The organism is Ruegeria sp. CDSB113 (genome assembly GCF_059611045.1).
Map to the genome: position 1 here is coordinate 66,589 of NZ_JBXWOU010000013.1, position 17,293 is coordinate 83,881.

12 protein-coding genes are annotated in these 17,293 nt (G+C 52.5%); 11 read left to right on the forward strand and 1 reads right to left on the reverse strand.

Annotation, left to right across the window (positions count from 1 at the left end; genetic code table 11):
* The first annotated feature begins 298 nt into the window (after window positions 1-298).
* From AC2FIS_RS18925 to AC2FIS_RS18935, 3 genes are all read left to right on the forward strand, one after another.
* Entirely contained in the window at window positions 299-1,501 is a 1,203-nt protein-coding gene (locus tag AC2FIS_RS18925) for a tyrosine-type recombinase/integrase (protein ID WP_496774917.1), read from the forward strand.
* Window position 1,502: 1 nt separating this feature from the next.
* On the forward strand, window positions 1,503-2,138 hold the full coding sequence (locus tag AC2FIS_RS18930) for a hypothetical protein (protein ID WP_496774918.1): 636 nt from the start codon (window positions 1,503-1,505) through the stop codon (window positions 2,136-2,138).
* A gap of 250 nt (window positions 2,139-2,388) precedes the next feature.
* On the forward strand, window positions 2,389-3,747 hold the full coding sequence (locus AC2FIS_RS18935; RefSeq protein WP_496774919.1) for a virulence-associated E family protein: 1,359 nt from the start codon (window positions 2,389-2,391) through the stop codon (window positions 3,745-3,747).
* 542 nt (window positions 3,748-4,289) lie between these two features.
* On the opposite strand, the gene AC2FIS_RS18940 is transcribed toward AC2FIS_RS18935, so the two are convergent.
* On the reverse strand, window positions 4,290-4,751 hold the full coding sequence (locus tag AC2FIS_RS18940) for a very short patch repair endonuclease (RefSeq protein WP_480540663.1): 462 nt from the start codon (window positions 4,749-4,751) through the stop codon (window positions 4,290-4,292).
* Between the two features lie 73 nt (window positions 4,752-4,824).
* Between AC2FIS_RS18940 and AC2FIS_RS18945 the strand changes: the two genes are divergently transcribed.
* From AC2FIS_RS18945 to AC2FIS_RS18980, 8 genes are all read left to right on the forward strand, one after another.
* Window positions 4,825-6,381, forward strand: a complete 1,557-nt coding sequence (locus AC2FIS_RS18945) for a DNA cytosine methyltransferase (RefSeq protein ID WP_496774920.1) — start codon at window positions 4,825-4,827, stop codon at window positions 6,379-6,381.
* 288 nt (window positions 6,382-6,669) lie between these two features.
* Complete coding sequence (locus AC2FIS_RS18950) at window positions 6,670-9,303, forward strand: Z1 domain-containing protein (RefSeq protein ID WP_496774921.1); 2,634 nt, start codon at window positions 6,670-6,672, stop codon at window positions 9,301-9,303.
* Window positions 9,293-10,303, forward strand: a complete 1,011-nt coding sequence (locus AC2FIS_RS18955; RefSeq protein WP_496774922.1) for a PD-(D/E)XK motif protein — start codon at window positions 9,293-9,295, stop codon at window positions 10,301-10,303. Before AC2FIS_RS18950 ends, AC2FIS_RS18955 begins: the two co-directional genes overlap by 11 nt.
* Window positions 10,304-10,410: 107 nt before the next feature.
* Complete coding sequence (locus AC2FIS_RS18960) at window positions 10,411-12,150, forward strand: hypothetical protein (protein WP_496774923.1); 1,740 nt, start codon at window positions 10,411-10,413, stop codon at window positions 12,148-12,150.
* Window positions 12,147-13,058 (forward strand): hypothetical protein, encoded by a 912-nt coding sequence (locus tag AC2FIS_RS18965; protein ID WP_496774924.1) that lies wholly within the window; start codon window positions 12,147-12,149, stop codon window positions 13,056-13,058. The genes AC2FIS_RS18960 and AC2FIS_RS18965 overlap by 4 nt, the downstream gene beginning before the upstream one ends.
* Window positions 13,055-13,939, forward strand: a complete 885-nt coding sequence (locus AC2FIS_RS18970; RefSeq protein WP_496774925.1) for a DUF6339 family protein — start codon at window positions 13,055-13,057, stop codon at window positions 13,937-13,939. Before AC2FIS_RS18965 ends, AC2FIS_RS18970 begins: the two co-directional genes overlap by 4 nt.
* A gap of 200 nt (window positions 13,940-14,139) precedes the next feature.
* A complete protein-coding gene (locus AC2FIS_RS18975) occupies window positions 14,140-15,390 on the forward strand; it encodes an SIR2 family NAD-dependent protein deacylase (RefSeq protein ID WP_496774926.1) in 1,251 nt (416 codons plus the stop codon).
* Window positions 15,380-17,293: an ATP-binding protein gene (locus AC2FIS_RS18980; RefSeq protein WP_496774927.1), complete on the forward strand. Its 1,914-nt coding sequence runs from the start codon at window positions 15,380-15,382 to the stop codon at window positions 17,291-17,293. Before AC2FIS_RS18975 ends, AC2FIS_RS18980 begins: the two co-directional genes overlap by 11 nt.

Consider the following 17,293-nt stretch of genomic DNA (forward strand, 5'->3'; position numbering starts at 1 on the left):
AAAGCAGCGCAGAAAGCTAAATGCTTGAAATTAAATGGAGGCGAGTACCACTTGAATACCGCTGTGGCGATCCGTTTCATTTCGTATTAATTTCAAAGGCCTGGTCGATTTTGCTTGTTCCATTCCGTCGCATGAAATAGCCATGTGTTGCATCCGTTTGGGCGGGTAGGAATGGGGTAGGAATCTAGGGGTCGAGTTCGATTCCCGGTTCGAACAGAGGTCGCAAGTATTGCCAAAACGTGCCAGAGAGCTCGGATCTCTCGAAGTGAAACGGCTGACACGGCCCGGCGTACACGCAGTGGGCGGCGTGGCCGGGCTTGCATTGCAGGTAACCGGCACCGGCGCGCGATCCTGGGTCTTTCGCTACAGGCATAACGGTCGGCGACGGGAGGCCGGCCTTGGCCCTTACCCGGACGTGCCGCTGGCCAAAGCCCGTGAATACGCTCGCGAAGCGAGGGATATGCTCCGGCATGGCGCAGACCCAATTGCCGAGCGACAGGCCGCACAGCGCAGGCTTCTTACATTCGCAGAGGCGGTTGAACTGTATGACCAGGAGAAGGCGGTCGAATTTCGCAGCGGCCTGCACCGACAACAGTGGCGCGCCTCGCTCGATCGGCACGCAGTTCCCCTGCTCGGCGAAATAGCCGTGGCCGATATTACTCTTCAGGATGTGCTGGCGACACTCCGGCCAATCTGGATGACAAAAACAGAAACAGCTTCAAAGGTACGTCAGCGGATTGAGCGCGTTCTGGACTACACCACCGTCGCGGGACACAGAAGCGGCGAGAATCCGGCCCGTTGGCGCGGAAATCTTGACATGGTTTTACCCGCGCCGACGAAGCTGACCGGCGGTCAGCACTACTCCGCGCTGCAGCTTGATGATGCACCGCGATTGTATGCGGCCTTGCGCGCCCGTGAAGGAACCAGCGCAAGGGCGCTTGAGTTTCAGGCTTTAACTACATCCCGCACAGGAGCGGTTCGTTTTGCCACCTGGGACGAGTTCGATCTCGAGCGCGGTCTTTGGATTATTCAACCTGGGCGCCAGTCTTCGAAAATACCACCGTCCGGGCGGCCGCACAGGGTTCCGCTCACCGATAGTCTTATTTCCCTGCTTGACGAGCTGCCGCGCGAGCAGGGCAATCCGCTGGTGTTCTGGGCCCCGCGAGGAGGCGCATATTCAGATGCTGCCCTGGCAGCTGTCATGCGAAAAATCCACGCGGCAGATCTGAAATCGGGAAACCGGGGATACTTCGACGCTCAAAGCGACAAACCTGCAGTACCGCATGGACTGCGTTCGACCTTTCGAACATGGGTCGCCGAGCGGACCCGGTTCGATGGTGACATGGCCGAAATTGCGCTGGCCCACAAAGTCGGAAGCAAGGTTCAGCAGGCCTATGATCGATCCGACCAGGTCGAAAAACGCCGGGAAATGATGGGCGCGTGGGGATCGTTTCTTTGCTCGAAGGATTTAGCGCGCAAAAAGGTCAGACCGAGGAAGTGACGTGCCTGAAGTTGAACAACAGCTCGTGGAAGCCTTTAAGGCTCATTTGGATGTTGAGGGTGCGAACCTCGAAAAAATGGTGAACAACTTCCTGAACTTCCTGCGCTGGAAACCCTTTACGTTATATGACCGAAAAAAAGATCTGGAAGCGCTCGACCGTTTTATTCTCGGTTTGTCTCATCTCGACAAAAGAGTTTACGACAGTTTGAGTATCTCAGCGCGAAAAAGGCTGGATTCACGCCTTGGCCTCGGAGCTGACTACAGTGACGAGGGGATTCTGGATTTCATGCATAGGAGTGAAGAGCGACATGTTCGCCTCTTTATGGACCTTTTGGCGCATGCTTCAGAGCTGCGGACACTTGTTGCTGCAGCGCGAAAAGACATTGAGGTTTCTGAGCGAACGCGCCGAACGCTCAGCGTGATCAATGTGGACAGACTTCATATAGTGGCTCTGGCAGCGCCTCTTTGGGCGGCGCGAAACAGACAGGACTTGCCGGCCAAAGGCATCAAGGAAACTCGCGCGCTGGCAAGGTTCCTTGCAGTGCTTTTTGGTATTCTGGGGATCGATACGTCTCCGACGAAGGCATATGACTCGTGGCTGGAGCTGGACCACACTTCCCCCCTTCATCAGAATTGACACGGCGAACGGGTGCCGACTGCAAAACCGCTGCGTGCCAATTTGGATCCATCAATTCGATGGAGTTCAATCATGTATCTTTCAGATCGCCAGGTGGCGAAAAGATATGGCGTTTCAAGAGGAACGCCGTGGCGGTGGGCCAAATCCGATCCAAGTTTTCCCAGGCCCGTGGAACTAACGCCCGGCTGTACCCGCTGGCGGCTCGACGCGCTTGAACGCTGGGAGACTGCAAAGACGGAGGGACACGTCAATGCAAGGGGATAAGCGAAATCGAATTCTGGAGGCCGCGGAGAAAGCCCGGCGAGTCGAATGGGATCCAAGCACAGGAAACGTGGCTACTGGTCGTGCCACGCCGCCGGCTTCCAGCAGTTTGACATCAGGAACACCTCAGCAATCCGGCGGAGGCCTCAAGTTCCGTCATGCGGACATTCCGGTCGTCCGCAATGACAAGGGATTGCCTGTCTGGTGCCCCGCCACGGCGATTGCAATGTTGGAAAACCATTCGGACTGGCAGGGCTGCCTGCGCCACGATGCCTTTCTCCAATGCGATATGCTGTACCGCCCTGTGCCCGGGACCGACGAAATCCAAGATGTCGAAATCCGTGAAATCAGGGACACCGATATTGTTCAGGCTCAGGTTTGGTTCAACCGAAATGGTTTTCCGGATGCGGCGCGCAACACTGTCGCGGATGCCATTCAGGCGGCTGCCGGTGCAAATACTGTTGATCCGCTAAGAGACTGGCTGGCGAGTTTAGAATGGGATCGCCGTCCCAGGCTTTCATCGTGGCTAATGAACTATCTCGGCGCGGAGGAGAGCACGTACAATTTGGCAGTTGGACGGTGCTGGATGATTTCGGCGGTGGCTCGCGTGTTCTCTCCAGGCTGCAAGGCAGATGGCTGCATCGTGCTGGAGGGCGATCAGGGCAGCGGAAAAAGCTCAGTTCTGCGTGAGCTGGCAGGACCAAAGTTCTTTGGAGATTCTCTGCCTGACATTTCATCCAAGGACTCAAAGCAGTTCCTGCGTGGAAAGTGGATAATTGAGCTGGCCGAACTGGCAACACTGAACCGGGCCAGTTTCGAGGCAATCAAAGCGTTTATCTCGAGACAGATAGAGCAATACCGCCCGTCATACGGCCGTAAGGATATTGTTGAACCTCGCCGATGTGTTTTTGCCGGCACAACCAATCGAGATGACTATTTGCGAGATTCAACGGGGAACCGTCGGTTTTGGCCCGTGCGAACCGGGTCAATAGATGTCGAGGGCGTTCGAAGAGATCGTGACCAGCTTTGGGCGGAAGCGGTAAACGCATACCAATCCGGCGAAGCATGGTGGCTGTCGGCGGAGATTTCCAAACTGGCCTCTCTGGAGCAGTCCGAGCGCGGCGAGGATGATCCCTGGGTGGTAGAAGTTTCCCGGTACTGCGAAGGACGGGAATTTGTGGCCTGCAAACCCATTCTGGCGGAAGCGCTCGGGTTTCGCAGTGAGAATATGGGGCAGCGCGAAACAAAAAGGGTGGCGGGTATACTGAGGTCTCTTGGGTACCAGCGAGACGGCCAGTTCACTTCCGGACCGGATAAAGGCGCCACCAGATTTGTTCGGGTTGCTTAAACCTGGGAGCGATTGAGCAGTAGACGAAGCCAGGTTCTTTCACCGAGAGGACCTGGCAGTAGACGAGGTAGAGGAGGTAGACCAATATAGTGTTGGTATTCCGCGGCCGGCTAAGTGAATGAAATAAAACTGTTTTCAAAAGTTGGGTAAGAGCGGATCATGTCCGACTTGCTCTCTGAGCAAGTTCACGCGAATACATCTACTTCATCTACTGCTTAGCTTCTTGGCGAGCGCACCTTGGAGGGGGTGGTTTCAAAGTCTCCAGCCGGATACCCGCAGACCCGTCTCTATCCGCATTCGCAAATTTTTTTTCCGCGACCGGGCAGTTTTTTGCTGGCAGATATGTTCCGCAAATGCTGCGGGCAAACGTCAGCCGGAGTTAGAGAAGTTGTTTCGGCGTGCCCGAGAAATTGACTCCAATTCAATGGCTTAATCCGCTGACTTCACGGCTGACATCTTGGAAACTTCCGGTTCCATGGAAAACCGCTCTTCAGCCTTTCGATCAGATCATTTTTCCCGGCAAGGCAGGTATTGAACAGTTGCTACAAATCCACAACCTGTGATCGCCGGTCGTCCTTCAGCCAGTTGCAGAGCCTGTTGAGCGTGATGGCCCTTTGTTCGCTGTGCCGCTTTCGAGGTTCAAGTGAGCATTCCCAGACAGTTGCGACGCTGAAACCGTTTGAAAGGGCACGTTCTAAATTTTTTTGATCTCTTTCCCGGTTGCCGCTTAGCTTTTTTGCCCATTTACTGTCTGCATCATCTTTTACCCTTGCAGCGTTTTTGCAGCCGGGATGCTGGTGCCAAAAGCAACCATGTACGTACACCACAGCCTTGCGACTGACAAAGACAAGATCCGGCGATCCCATGGCGCGGCTTCCATGCAGCCGATACCGAAAGCCACGTGCAAAAAGTTCTTTTCGAACGATCATCTCGGGAACGGTGTTTTTGCTGCGAATCCGCGACATGTTTCTGGAACGGTCGGCGGAACTTTTGATGTCAGCCATCGATCTTATCCCTGGTCATTTCCAACCATCCTGGTAAGAAGTGTAATTCCAATCGTCAGGATAAAAAACAGGCATGGCGCGAGCTTACAAAGTAGTTGATCTCTTCGCAGGGCCTGGCGGTCTGGCCGAAGGATTTTCATCGGTCCTGGCAAAAGGAAAGCGCGTGTTCGACGTGGCGCTTTCTGTCGAAATGGAGGAAGCCGCGCACAAGACCTTGAGCCTGCGCTCGTTCACTCGCCAGTTCCCGCCTGGCACGTTGCCTGACGAATATTACCAGTTCGTGGCTGGAACGATATCTCAGGACGAACTTTTTGAAAAATACCCTGGAAAGTGGAGGAAGGCTAAGAAGGAAGCTCTGCACGCAACCCTCGGAACGCCGGAGGCCGCAAGCCTTATAAATCCTGCTATAGACAGGATCAAAAAGTCGGCCAGAGGGCGAACTGTTCTGATTGGCGGTCCTCCCTGTCAGGCATACTCACTGGTTGGCAGAGCTCGAAACGCGGGTAATTCAGAATACAATGCAGAAGACGACGGCAGACATTACCTTTACCGGGAATACATTGATATCCTGGATCGCCTTCGCCCGGCTGCATTTGTTATGGAAAATGTTAAGGGCATTCTGTCTTCCAAGGTTTCTGGCACAGGTATCTTCAAGCGCATTCTTGATGACTTGCAGAGCGTTGGCAGTGAGGAAGGCGGTTATCGGTTGCTGGCTTTGGTCCCAAACAGAAGCGGCAAAACCGCTTCAACTCTTGGTCCGAACCCGCATGATTTTATTGTTCGGGCTGAGCAGCACGCGATCCCGCAGGCACGGCATCGTGTCTTTGTCGTAGGTTTGAGGGCCGACATTGCAGACAGGCTGGACGATACAGACTACGAATCTGTGCTGAACTTTGAATGTCCGACTTCTGTCAGCACGGTGCTCAAGGGACTGCCGGAAGTTAGAAGTGGTTTGAGCCGAAAAGACTCTGCAGAGGACTGGCAGAAGACGGTTCTCGAGGCTGCAGAGTTCCTTTCTTCATTGCAGCTTCAGATTGGATCCGCGGCTGAAAGAAAAAAGTGGAAAAAGACAGTCGGAACCGTAGCAAAGTTTCACCAAAGAAAGAACAATCCGCTGTCGAGGAAGAGCGGAGAATACGAGCTGGCAATCGAGAGCGGGGATATGCCTGGTTCGCTCATGGAATTCCTGACTGATCCCAGGATGCCTCTGCTTTCGCAGCACGAGACACGAGGCCACATGAAGAGTGATCTCGCGCGTTACCTGTTCTGCTCAGTATTCTCGGACGTGTTTGGGCGGGCTCCCAAAGCTCCGGATTTCCCCGATGAACTGGCTCCGAACCATCGCAGCTGGAAGACTGGTAAATTCGCCGATCGGTTTCGGGTTCAAAACTGGGACGAACCGTCAAAGACAATAACAAGTCACATAGCCAAGGACGGGCACTATTACATCCATCCGGATCCAAAACAGTGCAGGAGCCTTACTGTGCGAGAGGCTGCACGATTGCAAACTTTTCCTGACAATTACCTGTTCCTCGGCAACAGAACTCAGCAGTACGTTCAGGTTGGAAATGCGGTTCCGCCATTTTTGGCCAAGCAAATTGCCGAGGCTCTGGTGGCACTGTTGCCATGAGGCAACGGCTTCAGTTCTCCGAGGCACTTGGTGCAAAGGTTTGAACCCAAAATTCGTGTCAATTTACTCCAGGCGCAAGAGAATATCACATTCAGGTTTTCCTTTGTATGCTTAAGTGTTTTATCTCTCGGTGCCGCTCTCGGCTGAAAAATCAATTTCTTTCAACTTCATTCTTCCCCTGAAAGAAAGATTGGTGGCCTCGGCAATTTCAATCAGAAGGGGATTGAATCTCAACTCGAGACATTGTCACTTGTGCCCGCCAGAATATAGGCAAGAGCAAAAGGATAAATGAAATTGGACGCGCAGGTTGAGACACTCGTCAAAAAGATCCTTGATGTACTACCCAGAGTGAATGATCTGGATGCAGCGGTAAAGTCTGTCACAGACGATCTCGAAGTGCTTCTCCCGGGGTATACGCTGGATCATGCCGAAGAATTGAGGCTGGCCCGTCTCGAAGTCGAAAAACAGTTTGAGGACATTGAAATCCTTCACCAGCGGTCGGCGATTCGTAAACGACCAGACTGGTACTTTGGTCCCAGACCAACAGATCTTCACTGGCCGGTCCTAAAGCAATTCCTGATAAGCAAAGGCTGGGATAAAGACGATGTCGACGGCATCGATCACGCCTCGAACGAAGTTGTGTCGCTACTGGACAATCCGCAGCAAGACCAATTCGATTGCCGTGGGCTCGTCGTTGGTCATGTGCAGTCCGGAAAAACTGCGAACATGACTGCAGTCATCGCGAAGGCGATTGACGCAGGATACAACACAATCATTGTTCTGGCGGGGCTGACAAACAAGTTGCGTTACCAGACCCAAATGAGGATGTACGGCGATCTCGTTAAACGGCGACCGCTGAACTGGCAAGTTCTCACGGCAAACAGCGAGGGGCTGGATTTTCGAGCACCCGCGCAGGGCGGATTCCTCTCACATACAGACAAATCTCAGCTGGCTGTTGTGAAGAAAAACGTTTCGCCGCTGGGGCAGCTGGAGATTGCAATCAATGAAACTTTGCCGGCGCATTTGCGGCGACTGAAGGTGCTCGTAATTGACGACGAATGCGATCAGGCCAGCGTTAATGCGGCCAGCCGCGAACTTGACATGACGGCGATTAATCAACGTATTCGAGGGCTGCTTACGAAGTTTCCTGCAGTCACTTACGTTGGATATACTGCCACCCCTTTTGCAAATGTACTCATCGATCCTTACCGGGTCGATGAACACAAAGGAGAGCGGCTTGATGACCTTTATCCGAGAGATTTCATTACTGCTCTGCCCTCGTCGGACAACTATTTCGGCACAGCGAAGCTGTTCGGCGTGCCGCCGGACGATGCTGATAATGAAACCCCGGAGGAACTAGGGCTAGATATGATCCGAGATGTGCCGGAGGAAGATCAGACGGCGCTTCAACCCGGCAGTGCGAAGGACAGGGAAGCTTTTTATCCCGCAATGACTCCAAGCCTGAAAAAGGCAATACTTTATTTTCTGGCGTGTTGCGCGGCCCGAAGGGCTCGCGGCGATACTGAAAAACACATGACCATGCTGGTGCATACTTCGGCATTTGTAGTGGCGCATCAACGAGTGGCCAACATTATCTCGGGCTGGGTGGAACAATGTGCGGAAGATATTCCAGACAGAAACTCAGAAATTGGAAAAGAGCTTGCAGCGGTCTGGGAAGAGGAGAATGGACGATTGCCTGCGGACATTACCGCGGCAGAGAGCATCTCCGTAACCGAAATTTTTGAATATTTGCCCGAGGTCCTTGAGGCAATCGAGTTTCCTGTAGAAAACGGGGCCAGCGACGACAGGATTAACTACGAGCAAAATGCAAAGACCTACATCGTTGTCGGTGGCTCGATCCTTGCCAGAGGCTTAACGCTGGAGGGATTAATGGTCAGCTACTTTCTGAGAACGGCCAATCAGTACGACACTCTCCTGCAAATGGGGCGCTGGTTCGGGTATCGCCCCAACTATGAGGACTTGCCGCGAATCTGGATGCCGGAAGACCTCAAGTTGCGCTTCCGTAACCTCGCCAGGGTCGAGATGGAAATCAGAAGCGATATCAATCGCTACAGTGCGCAGGACATGACGCCTATGGATATCGCTGTACGGATCCGGGCAATTCCTGGTATGGCAATAACCGGAGCCACCAAGACACGCTCGGCCAAGACTTGTGCCATTAGCTTCTGGGGCACTCACAGACAGACTTTCCGTTTCGAGCACAGGAGTATTTCAGTTCTCAAGCAGAACTGGCGGGCGGGGGCAGACCTTCTCGGCGCTGCATCCAGTCTCGGCCTAGAAAACAAGGATTGGCGACATCGTCTGTGGGAAGGCGTGCCAAGAAATCTGATCCTAAGTTTCTTTGAAAAATACCTTCCGCACAGTGATCACAGTGAACTGAAGGCCGACGTTTTACTGCCATTCCTGCGGCAGTCTGATGACCGACTAAAAAGCTGGAATGTAGGTATAGTGGAGTCGCAGATTGGTACGCCGTCAGAAGTCGGGCTGGGTCCGATCGGACAAGTAAAAACCGTGAATCGTGCGAAACTGGAAAACAGCGGATACTCGGCGGATATCAAGGCCCTTATGTCGAAAGCTGACATCAGGTTCGACTGCCCGGCCGACCTTGATGGGTCAGGTAGCTGGGATGATGTGAAAGACAGACGACTGGAAACCATTGGCCAGGTCCCGCTGCTGCTACTTTATGCGATTGACCGCAACTCTGAGCCGAAAAGAAAAAGTGACGTCCGTGAGCCCCTGAATGCACTGCACGACGTCCTTGGTTATGGGATCGTTTTCCCGGGATCGACCGCCGAGGGTGCAAGTTTCGTATCGGTGGAGCTCCAAACGATTTCCGCGGATGAGATTGAAGAAATAGAGGCAGAGGAGAAAGCACAGGTGGAGGCAGCTGGTGTCGAGTAAAGAAGATGAGCAAGCCGTTGACAAGGCATGGGCCATTCTGCGCGCGGGGTCCTCTGACTCGTCAGGCCTGGAAATAGCGACATTACCGGCCGGGGTATCGACGGCAGATGGTCCTGTGCGATTTGCTCTCGGCGGCAAAGGAGAAGCGCGTTTGCTACTCCCGCTGTCAGACAAGGAGTCAGGCAAGGAAGTAGTCGGAGCAGAAGCTCTGCAAATTTTGGTTTCCGTATACACTCAGGGGGGAAAGCAACAGCGCTTCCTTGATCTCACCTGCCGGGCTCATGAGCTGGAACGCGTGTTTACGGAATTGGGCAATGAAATCCTGTCCCGTGTTGCTGCTGGTGTGGGCTGCGAAGAAGCTGCCAAATCGACCATTGAAGAGTTCAGATCGCTGCTTGTAAGGCCGAACTCAACGCAGTCGTCTATCAGTCAAGTCGCAGGTCTGGTGGGGGAGTTGATTTTTTTGAACCGGTTGCTGGATCGAGAGTCATCAGCGTGGAAAAGCTGGCGCGGTCCGGCGGGCGACCGTCATGATTTCGCATCTGAATCGCACTCTCTTGAAGTGAAGACGTCCCTGAGCAAAGGGCGAACGACGATAAGTATCAATGGCTTCAACCAGCTTGAGAGACCGGCGGGAGGCAGTCTTCATCTGCTTCACTTTGAGCTGGAAGCGGTCATGGCGGGAATGCTTTCAGTCGAGGCACTCGGCAGTGCCGCACTTGGAAAGGCAAATGAGCCCGAAAAACTGCAGCAGCGCCTTTCAGCCCTTGGCTGCGAAGAAGTTCGGGATCCCGCATGGAACCACACTGCTTTCAGACTGGAGGCCGAAAACCTGTTCTGCATCGAAGAGGGTTTTCCGCGACTGGTGCCGTCAATGCTCGCAGCGGGTTCGCCACCAGCAGGAGTTTCCAGCGTCTCGTATTCCATTGATCTTTCAACCGCAGAGGAATTTCGAGTGGACCCGGCCGAAACGGCTAAGATCGAGGAGCTTTTCCTGTAATGCCTGTAACGCTAAGCCTGTACTCGGAACCTTACGGAAGCACAGGGAACATTGGGGAGAACTTCCTTCGATTGCTTGGTACGCCTTCTACAGATCCCCTACAGACGGTGATCCGTGAGGCGATTCAAAATATCGCGGACGCCGCTAAGCTAGGCCAGGGTCCCGGGGTTCGCATCAGACTGCGCCGTCTTAATGACGACCAGCGCAACTGCATGCGAAACAATGTACTGTACCACCTTCCTGACGAACTGAACTCTCGCAAGAAGTTCAATGACTTTCTCGAAAAGGAAGAGCAGGTTGTTCTAGAGATCTGTGACTTCGGAACCACGGGGCTTGGCGGACCAACAAGGGCGGACAGGATCCCACTGGGCGTGGAACAGAACGATTTTATTAACTTTCTGAGAAATATAGGCGCACCTCGCGATACCGATCACGGCGGCGGTACATACGGATTTGGCAAGGCGTCGCTTTATGCAGTAAGTCAGTGCCAAACTATCCTTGTAGATACACTAGTTGCGGAAGAGCACGGAGGTGAACGGCGAGTGATCGGATGCCACGTCGGCTCAAGACACGAGGTCGCCGAAGACGGTTACAAGAAGCAATTCACCGGCCGCCACTGGTGGGGCGTGGCCGACCCAGACGACGGCATTGCTGATCCTGCGCTGGGTTCTGATGCCAAAGTCTTGGCAGAAGCACTTGGCTTTCCGCCTCGTATGCCCGGGGAGTCCGGTACTTCCATCATGATGCTTGATTTCAATCCTGAGGGAGAAGACCTCTTTGCCGTCGGCCAAAGGATTGTCGAGGGTCTTCTCTATAGCTTTTGGCCTCGGATGATGAAGGACACGCCAGTCGGCATGCAGTTTTCCTGCAGCGTGGAAGTCGACGGTGTGGAGTTGGATATCCCGGACCCGGAGTTGTTTCCACCGCTTCATTTGTTTTGCCGCGCGATGCGCAAGGCGAGAGCGCGGTCTGGCGTCGGGGTTGAGAGGATTTTTTCTGAACGCCCTTCGAGAGATCTCGGGTGGCTTGCGATTGAGAAGGGGCTCAGGAGCGAAAGAAGGCCAATTGTGATTGAAGACAGCCTTTTCCGAAGGACCTCAAGGCATATAGCTCTAATGAGGCCCGTTCAGCTTGTGGTGAAGTATCTCGAAGGCATAGCATTGCCTGACGAGAATCTTGAATGGGCCGGTGTGTTTCTCGCTTCGGAGGAAAACGAAGTAGAACGCGCTTTCGCACTTTCGGAACCACCGGCACACGATGACTGGATACCAGGTAATTTGGAGAAGGGTCATGCCAAAACGTTCGTGAATGTCGCCCTTCGAAAGCTCGATGCTCGTGCAGCGGAAATTGGGCTGCCTTCCGCATCTGGCCGCAATCAGGAAAGCGACGCGCCACCTCTTGCAAAAGTGTCCGGTATGCTGGGCGCCGCTCTTGAGGGGGTTGACGGAGAAGGCGCTGGACGACCGAGAACTAACAATGGTGGAGGAGGTGCATCTAGGCCGCTTCGAGCGCGTGCAGCAAGGCCAGTATTTTTGAGGTTGGAAGAGCGGGACGGCATGAAAGTTGCAGTATTCTCCACTTCTGTGCAGCAGGATTTTGACTGCAGCGGAAGAAATCTAAAAGCGTCGGCTGCAGTGGCAATCGATGGCGCGGCGGTGCACCGGTTGGACCAGACTATCCTTAACCCGGAAGTAATTGAGATGAGGGCCGAAGATGGAAGCTGCGCCGAACTTGGCGATACGCTGATGATCGATGGCGCGAGCGGCACCTATGAAATTGTCGTGCGCATACCGGATGAGTGCGCAGTAACGGTAGATGCCGAAATCCAGGGTGGTGATGGCATATGAAGTCTCGTGTCGCATTTCCGTTTCTCACCTTGAGCGATCATGCAGTCGATGCGGGGCGATGGATGCTGCGGCTCAACGATAATGAGCAAGCTCCGGCTGGTGATTACCTTCCAGACTGGGACTACGCCTCCCGCATATATCTGCAGCGAACGGTTTCCGTGAATAAGGATTTGGCAGCCGCAGAACTTGCGATCCAGAAGAGCCATCTAGCCCTTTCGCTTTGTGTAAGGGCGGGTACCGGTGTCGGCCGCCTGCCCAGATCAGTTATTTCTCAGCAAGAGCATCCATTTGGCGATGACACAGATACCATCGTTCTCGACCTTGAAATTCTTGGCCATGAGCTCTCGTCCGTGCTCGATCTGAGGACCGAGATCGTGATTGAAAATGTTCCCACGGATCTAGGCACCCTCTCGCCGTCAAAACCGTACGAACGAGTCTGGCATGAAACGCTCCGTGTTCGTCTCGAAGGTGAGGAGCCCAGGTTTCCAATTGAAGTGGCTGATTTCGGAAACTTGCTTTCTGGAAGCATTGCCGTATCCGCGCCTTGGTATGTCCACTGGTCGCCGGGAGACTGGTCACGAGATTTTCACGGTTCAATGCGTCTTTACCTGAACAAGAACCACTCAGGTTTCATCGATAGGGTGACCGAAGGTGATCCGGAAACGCTAAGGGCCATCATGGCTGATGTCATGAGCCAGGTATGCGAAAGATTTCTTGCTCTTGATGATTGCGTAACCCTTGCGCAAGGGTTCGAGGAAGGATCGCTGGGGTCCCAGGCGGCCAGCTGGATAAGGGCGGCGTGGCCGGAATGCGATCTTGGCTTTGTTCAATCTCAAATGAAATCTCGTCCCGGCACCTTCCGGGCAGCAATACATGCGCTTGCAGAGCAGCGGGGTGACGAAGAATGAGCTTTTTGCTGCCACGACTGCCAGGACCTTCCGCCGAGAGTATGCTTGATGCGTTGTTCGAGGGCGATGATCTGAATTGGCCAGGTTTTGATCCGACAAGCCTTCCAGACGAGGCACGTTTTGCGTCTACAGGTGGTTCAGCTGTCGATCCACTGCAGCTTCGGGAATTTCGAAGTGGCATTGTTCTAGTAGCAGAGGAGTTTGGGTTTGGAACACGCGATGCGAGAGCCTCACAGGCGAAATTTGATGCAGCCCTCGGAGCTTGGCTGGTCAAGCATCCTCTCCTGAAAACAGGCGAGGCGTTGCGAGATGATGTGTGGAGTTTTGTAGGCGTCGTCGTGGCGCCCGACATAGTTCATTGGCGCTTCGGCAATTCGAGGCAGCGCTATCTCGGTGGGATACGCAATACTTTTCAACGCCTATGGATGCGGGCTCGTGTACTCGACAGGGGTGAGACAACCCAAGACCGCTGGGGACTTCTGGACAGTCTCACCGAGGATGCGCTGGTTCAAATAACGGAGAGACCCAGCATTGGTGCGGATGCGATCCTCTCTAGAGAACTTGCTGAAGCTTGGGTCAGGGCGAGCGACCGGCTTGGCAGAAGTCAAATGGAAGACGTCATGCGTTCAGCCATCCTTCGTCTAAGAATTCGGAATGAGATTCGAAGTCTCTCAATGCTTCCTAAGCAAGAGCTAGAGATATTGCTCGACGAGTTTTTTGATCATGCTGCTCAGGATCTGAAGTTAACTAAGAAATCATCGTACGTTGTTCAAAGTTCAGGAAAGAAGTTTGAAGCTTCAGAAGAGGTGTTGGTTGAAGAGCAGGCTTCTAACGTCGCAGTTAAGCCGAAAAGAAGATGGTCTTCTTGGCTTTCCAGGTAAGGGTTGAAGGCTATGAAAATTCCGGTGAGTTTGCAGAAAACTCTCGTCAACAACAATATGCCCTTGGGCGTATCATGTGGGCTACGGGTAGGTCGCTAGATCAGGAAAGACCGCGAATACATGTCGGACTACACCTAGATTTGACGATTGGTCGCCAGTCTACTTAACACTTTTGTCTCTAAAAAAAATTGGAAACTACAATGGCTGAAGGTCACGACGTTTTTCGCGAGATCGGTTATCTAGAACAAGCACTATCGCAAAGCGGGAAGCCTCTTGGTTTTATGATAAGTGCTGGATGCCCTTTGTCTATTAGAGTGAACTTTAGAGAGGAGACTGGTGACAAAGGAGAAAAGTATACGGCTAGCGATCCATTGATTCAGGATATTGCTGGTTTGACTCGGAGGATTGGCGATGAGCTACGCTCAAATAAAGCGGAAGAGCCATCCGTTTGGGACAGAGTTGTTTCCACGTTCGTGGAAGATGACATCCCAAATCCGAATATCGAGGTCATTTTGTCGACAGTCCGCGGCCTTAGAAATGTAGCTGGAAAGGGTAAAGTGAGAGGTCTTTCCAAATCAGAGCTCGAAGAACTCGAGCTAAACATTTGCGAAATAATTTCAAAGGAGGTTGACCACGAACTCCCACACTCGGACACACCTTACCACAACTTGGCCATTTGGGTGAGGTCAATCAATCGAGAATCCCCTGTTCATCTTTTTACCACAAACTATGATCTCTTGTCGGAGCAAGCACTGGAGGAAGAGGGAGCTCCTTACTTCGACGGCTTCATCGGATCCAGAAAGGCGTTCTTTGATTTAGCCGCAGTAGAAGACGAAAAATTGATCCCACCTAGGTGGACACGACTATGGAAGATGCATGGGTCGATCAATTGGAGGTTAGGTGACCACGGAACAGTTACTCGGGGCCTACAGGCTGAATCGAACAAAAACTACCTAATCTACCCTTCACACCTTAAGTACGATGAGAGTAGGAAGATGCCTTTCTTGGCAATGATGGACCGCTTCAAGGACTTCATCTTGCAGCCCTCTTCTATACTATTTATGTCCGGATACTCTTTCGGCGACGAGCATATCAACAACCTGCTCCTTGAAGGTTTGCGAAGCAACCCGACTGCAATGGTATATGGATTGCTGCACGGCAATATGCTGGACGAGGACGGAAACCCTGACCCAAAGTACGAAAAAGCTCGAGCACTTGCTCTGAAGACACCAAATTTGGCGCTCTTTTCTTCAGACGTAGGCATTATCAGTCGCCGGGAGAAACGCTGGATCGCTTACGAAGACAATAGGGGTAGCCTTCCAGTCGGGATGGTTCTGATCCCCGACACCGAAGAAGAAGCTCAATTCTGTGAATGTAAGATCGGCGATTTTTTAGTGTTTTCTGATATGCTTAAAAACATTTCTGGACCGAGAGATAGTGATGTTGAATAACGCGGAAACTTCACTCGGCACAGTTCAGGACGTAAGCGGCGTTTCGGTCAGCGTCACGATGAACTCGAAGAGGCTCTCTGGACTGACATTTGTTCATGGGCATGCTCATCGAATAGGGCAGTTGGGTAGTTTTGTAAAAATACCAATAGGTTACGTAGATTTGTTTGGCATCGTATCGCAAGTTGGAGCTAGCGCTATTCCGGATGCCTTAAAAGACGAAAATGAAACTTCACATCGATGGCTAACTGTCCAGCTCATCGGTGAAGGCTCGAGGAAGGGAAAATTCCAGCGAGGAATATCGCAATACCCAACTATTGATGACGAAGTTCATCTGGTTACAGAGGCCGACTTGGCCAAAATCTACGGAAACAAAGGTGCGCAAAATCATCTAGTCAAAATCGGTCACATAGCCGGCTCGGAGTCGATAGAAGCTTTAGTTGACATAAACAAACTTGTGACGAGACACTCTGCCATTGTCGGGACTACTGGATCAGGAAAATCTACCACAGTGGCCGGAATTCTGGGCGCGTTGTCCGACCAAGGTAACTATCCGTCTTCGCGCATCGTGGTTGTTGATATCCACGGCGAGTACGGCAGGGCGCTTCAAAAAAAAGCAAACGTTTTTAAGATAAATCCTGACGAGCGTTACTCCTGGGAAGAAGGCCTGTTCTTGCCTTATTGGGCCATGAGTTTTGACGAGTTTCTGGCTGTGACTTTTGGCAATCTGCCCACCAATGCTAGAAATGTAGTCTTGGAGAAAGTAATTGAATATAAAGCAGCAACTCTAGAAAAAAACCCTGTGCCCGGCGTCACAAAAGAGACCGTCGGAGCCGACTCTCCCGTCCCCTTTAGCCTACATCAGCTGTGGTACGACCTTTATTGCCGTGAATTTGGCACCTACTACTCGGATAATGGCAAACTTCCGGAAGCGGCGAACTGGGCATTTGAGCTAAAAGCTGACGGATCCGAAGAACGCGGTATCCCTGCGAAAGGCATTCCGCCGAAATTCAAGAAACACAAGAACGTAAAAGATGACGCTGAGAAAATCACCAAGTTACCTAACCAACTGAATATACACGGGCCATTAGAGAACCTTGGAGCTCGACTAAGGATATCTAGGTTTGATTTCCTCCTTAACCCGGGCAAATGGAAGCCAGACAATGATGGTAAAGTAGAAGCCGATCTTCCGGCTCTACTGCAGAGTTGGATTGGCAGCGGTAAACCGATCTCAGTGCTTGATCTTTCGGGAGTTCCAACTTCCATACTAAATGATGTCGTTGGTATTTTTCTTCGAGTGCTCTACGATGCGATGTTTTGGGCTCGAAACCTCTCCCAAGGAGCGAGGGAACGCCCTTTGCTTGTCGTAATGGAAGAGGCTCACCTCTATCTGAATGACGATATTCAAGGATTAGCTTCTTCAATCGTAAAGCGTATCGTTAAAGAGGGGCGAAAATACGGGATCGGAGCAATGATTGTCAGTCAGCGACCGTCTGAGATTAACTCAACAATCCTGTCACAGTGTGGAACCTTTTTTGCTCTAAGGCTCAGCAACTCAACCGATCGCTCCCACATAACTGGCGCGCTTTCAGATAATTTAGAAGGCTTGACCAATATGTTACCGGTCCTGCGAACCGGTGAGGCTATCGTGCTCGGTGAATCAGTTAGCCTTCCCATGAGAACTATGATCGAGGCTCCGCCTGATGGATCTAGGCCGGACAGCCAAGACCCATTGGTCTGTGACGTGTTGCCACCTGATGCATCCATAAACCCTGGCGGGTGGGGAATACAGGACAAGACCGACCTAAAAAAAGCTTTTGAGGATGTAAGCCAAGTTTGGCGTAGGCAAAACCCAGTTCTACCGGCACCAACGAAGAAGCCGGCACCAACGAAGAAGGAAGAATAG